The 4,091-nt window shown below is 40.4% G+C and carries 4 protein-coding genes and 1 pseudogene; all 5 read right to left on the minus strand.

Annotated elements, in window-relative coordinates:
- Positions 1–127 (minus strand): annotated as a pseudogene (locus CK510_RS27215) (F0F1 ATP synthase subunit B'); the annotation flags it as partial.
- A 246-nt stretch (positions 128–373) separates the two neighbouring features.
- The gene (atpE, locus tag CK510_RS27220) at positions 374–622 is read right to left on the minus strand and encodes an ATP synthase F0 subunit C (RefSeq protein ID WP_095724634.1); all 249 of its coding nucleotides are present in this window, start codon (positions 620–622) and stop codon (positions 374–376) included.
- Positions 623–815: 193 nt separating this feature from the next.
- Positions 816–1,574, minus strand: coding sequence for a F0F1 ATP synthase subunit A (atpB, locus tag CK510_RS27225; protein WP_211293321.1), 759 nt, complete (start codon positions 1,572–1,574; stop codon positions 816–818).
- A 62-nt stretch (positions 1,575–1,636) separates the two neighbouring features.
- Entirely contained in the window at positions 1,637–2,071 is a 435-nt protein-coding gene (locus tag CK510_RS27230; RefSeq protein WP_095724635.1) for an ATP synthase subunit I, read from the minus strand.
- Positions 2,072–2,597: 526 nt separating this feature from the next.
- On the minus strand, positions 2,598–3,779 hold the full coding sequence (locus CK510_RS27235; RefSeq protein WP_095724636.1) for a class I SAM-dependent methyltransferase: 1,182 nt from the start codon (positions 3,777–3,779) through the stop codon (positions 2,598–2,600).
- Between the last annotated feature and the right edge of the window lie 312 nt (positions 3,780–4,091).

Consider the following 4,091-nt stretch of genomic DNA (forward strand, 5'->3'; position numbering starts at 1 on the left):
GTCTGAAGTAATAGTCGCGATCGTCCAAAGCTAATGTCATCGGCTTGTAAAAAAATGCATTCAACAAAGCTGACAAAAGCAAGAACTGTACAGCCATGAAGGGTAAAGTTGCATCAAAATCAAACATTTTTTCCCTCTTTGGCTTGCAAGGTAGTTTTCATAGGAGACAAAATCATCGTAACTTTCATATCTTGAAAAGCTATTGCCAACAAGGGAAGCTTGAAAACAAGTCAATTGTAGAGACGCATGATAAAGAAGAATTCAGAAGCCAGAATTCATAAGTCAGAATTAATACTTTCTTCTGACTAGTGACTACTGACAACCGTATTCTTTCTTGATAAGACAATCGCGTCTCTACCATTAACTATTCGTCTTATGAGGCAAATGGGTTAGCGAATAACAATACTAATGCGATAACCAAACCATAGATGGTCAAAGATTCCATGAATGCCAAGGTTAACAGTAATGTACCGCGAATTTTACCTTCGGCTTCTGGCTGACGAGCAATACCCGCAACTGCTTCACCAGCAGCATTACCTTGACCAATACCAGGTCCAATTGCAGCTAAACCAATCGCTAAAGCAGCAGCGAGAACTGAAGCAGCAGAAACTAATGGATCCATTGTGATTTTCCTTTACTTTGTACAAAAAGAGTTCAAAAACAAAAACGTTATTTTGGTTATCCAAAATTTGTTTGTCCAATCAGATTGGTTATCCAAACTTTGGCTATCCAAATTCTCGATTCCCGATGTTTAGATTTGGGTAAATTTGGAATTGAGTTAAGTTAATCCAAAATCCAAAATAAGAGTGAGGATTCTAATGTTCCTCATGCTCTTCACCATGCCCTTCCAGGGCTTCATGGATATATGCAGCAGCTAGGGTGGCGAAAACCAAGGCTTGAATTGCGCTGGTAAACAAACCTAAAGCCATAACAGGCAAAGGTATAAATAGAGGAACTAGCAAAACTAGTACTCCTACTACCAATTCGTCCGCCAATATATTACCAAATAGACGGAAGCTGAGGGAAAGAGGCTTGGTGAAATCTTCTAAAATCGCGATCGGTAACAGAATCGGCGTAGGTTCTATATACTTTTTGAAGTATCCTAGACCGCGCTTTCTAAAACCAGCGTAGAAGTAGGCTAAGGAGGTTAGCAACGCTAATGCTACCGTCGTATTGATGTCATTTGTCGGTGCGGCTAATTCCCCTTCTGGGAGCCTAAGTAGCTTCCAAGGAATTAAAGCACCAGACCAATTTGATACGAAGATAAACAAGAATAGCGTGCCAATAAAGGGTACCCAAGGGCGATACTCTTTTTCTCCAATCTGGTTTTTTGCTAAATCCCGAATAAATTCTAGGGCATATTCCATTAGGTTTTGGATGCCGCTAGGAACTTTCTGAATATTTCTTGTTGCAGCTAAAGAAGCTATTACAAGAATGCCAATTACAAACCATGAGGTCAAAAATACTTGACCATGTAGTTTGAAATTGCCCAATTGCCAGTAGAAATGATGACCTACTTCTAAGGAGGCTAGGGGAAAAGAATTAAAGGCATTTAAGACACTAAACATGTGCATTCTTCAAGAACTTTCCCCAAACAGTTAGGATGGAGGACTACCTTTTATAAACCTAACCTACTTTATTTAGAGTCAGGTGTGAACGCAATTTGCAGGGTATAAACGAGGAGCGTTGCTTTATAGGTCAGAAATCCCAAGAATATGGGCAAAATCTTTAGTTCTTGCCATTGAGTTGCTACTACAATCAACCCGACAAATAGAGCAAGACGATTCTTACTCAAACTTTGTTTTTCCGTTCCTAGCCGCTCAACGTCTTTAGCCAACATTCTTAAGTAAATCACACCCGCAAACGCCCCAAGTAGATAGTTGAGGGCAATGTTTACTGAGTAAAAAGTCCACACAGAGATGAAAGCAATTCCGATGATAACAAGGGTTGTTATTATCAACTGCTTGTAGAGTTGATAAAACTCTTGCATGGAATTGTCTGGTTTTGAATCTTCAAAACCAGTTGGAGCATCTTGTGTTGTTGGTTCGATTGATTCGTCTGACAAGCTCACGGGACTTAAAACCTGTACAGCTATGTTGACTAGACATTTTCAGCCAGTTGAATCATATCACGGTTGGGTAACAATACTTTAGAAAAAACTAATTAACTTAATTGTCACCCTGTGGGTTAATCAGCTTGGTAAACCGTAACTCGATGAAGGCTTGTAACCCTCTGAGAGAAAGTGTTTAGGACGGATTCCGACCTGCCAAATAGCTGAATTAGATGCCGGGGAAAAAATGGAAGACCAGAGATTCCTGTAATCAGAGAGAGCAAAATATATTATGGGTGGGATAGAAAAATTTACACTAACTTGTTCCAGTTTTGTGCGTATTTTTACAACCCTTGTCTCTCAATTTTGGGACTGTGAGGTGCTATAACAACCTAAGTCTCTTTAAAAGAAGTTGGGATGAGAAGTAAAGAGAAGGGGAAAGCTAAAACTCTCCTCTTCAATATTCTAGCTTTTAGTTTTTTCTCGTTTTGTTCTGGGCTATCACTTGGGAAAGTGCTGTACTGAGGCTACTTGTATAAAGTTACTCTTAAGCTGGGGTGAGCATAATTAGCTGTTGGCGTTGGAGCGATCGCACTTCATCCAAGCTAAACTCTACTGTTGGCAAAATTTCACCCACCGTTAATTTCCCGTCACATGCTTGCATAAATGTAAATTCCCTGTCGGATAAATTTACAATTTTGTAATCATAATTGAATATTACTTGACTTGGGAACCCATCTATGCAGTGGTTCACTTCGGGAATTGCGGCGAGTAAAATCTGGTCATTTTGCCAATCGGCTTTAGTTAAAGGTGGACAGGCAAGGAAAAATTCGTAATGGCTGGTTTCTGGGTCTAACAATTCTATCAGCCGATAAAGCTGACGTTGAGATAAATTTTTGGTGCGATCGATTAATTCTGGTGCTTTACTCAAAAGTCTTTGTAAATCCCAAAAAGCCGGATTGGAAAACCCCAAAAATTCCAACCCTGAAGCGTCAATTAAGTCAAATAAAGTATCGATATTGTAATCAATCTCTTGGGGATGGACATACATATCGGCAAAATTCTCATCACGATGATTTTCCAGTGACCAACGTTCCCTTTCCCGTTTTAAAATCCGGTTATGTTCGGGTAGGGACTTAAATATTTGCCTTCCCACAGCCACACCATCACGATAATCACCTTTTTGCTCACCTTGAAGAAGTGCGATCGCTTTTTGCATTAACTGAATTTCCCAACGTCCCAATTCCCCATATACAAAGATATGAAAAATTCCCCCAGGAGCAAGTTTCTTTGCCAAAGTTTGAATTCCACGAATTGGGTCATTCGTATGGTGTAAAACCCCAACACAATTAATTAAATCAAATTTCCCTGGCAACTGTTCCACATCAAACAAGCTCAATTGATGGAACTCCGCACGATTTGCCCCACTACGTTGACAGCGTTCCCTGGCAACTTCCAGGGTTCCAGCACTCAAATCGATTCCCACGACTTCCGCGTTTGGGTTGAGATGCACCAAATATTCCGTACTCACACCAGAACCACAACCAGCATCAAGAATGCGAATATTTTGCTTTTGTGGTTTCATCCCCGTACAAAAATTATATGCAGCTAACCAATCCCAACGCCAGTTATAACCTGGTGGTGGTTCATCAAGAATTGGTTCTGGAGGAAACGGGTATGTATCGTAGAGTTTGGCAACAGCGTCACTAACTTTCTGGGTATCGGACATGGTTCGCTCAATATGGCAGCATTTCTGAGTTTATCGAAATATGTGACATTTTTGGATATTGTAGGGGCAAACAACCGTTTGCCCTGATTTACGTTGTTTGCCCTTATTGATACTGCAAACTGCTTAAAATTTGACTAAATATAGAACCCCTCTCCAACCTCTCCCCTTATCAAGGATACTGTTGGCTAATTGTTGAGGGGTGAAGACCCTCACCCTCTCGTTAACAGGCTCCAGCCTAGGCTGTTGACTTTGTGCCTTTTTAGGCTATTTTGGTTCATACAGTTTCTGTGTCGTCCACTAAATCAGAAAATA

The sequence above is a fragment of the Brunnivagina elsteri CCALA 953 genome (assembly GCF_002289455.1).
GTDB lineage: Bacteria > Cyanobacteriota > Cyanobacteriia > Cyanobacteriales > Nostocaceae > Brunnivagina > Brunnivagina elsteri.

Bases quoted from the DNA above. Each gene is read 5' to 3' on its own strand.
- CK510_RS27235 (WP_095724636.1), bottom strand. From the start codon at position 3,779: ATGTCCGATACCCAGAAAGTTAGTGACGCTGTTGCCAAACTCTACGAT.
- atpE (WP_095724634.1), bottom strand. From the start codon at position 622: ATGGATCCATTAGTTTCTGCTGCTTCAGTTCTCGCTGCTGCTTTAGCG.
- atpB (WP_211293321.1), bottom strand. From the start codon at position 1,574: ATGCACATGTTTAGTGTCTTAAATGCCTTTAATTCTTTTCCCCTAGCC.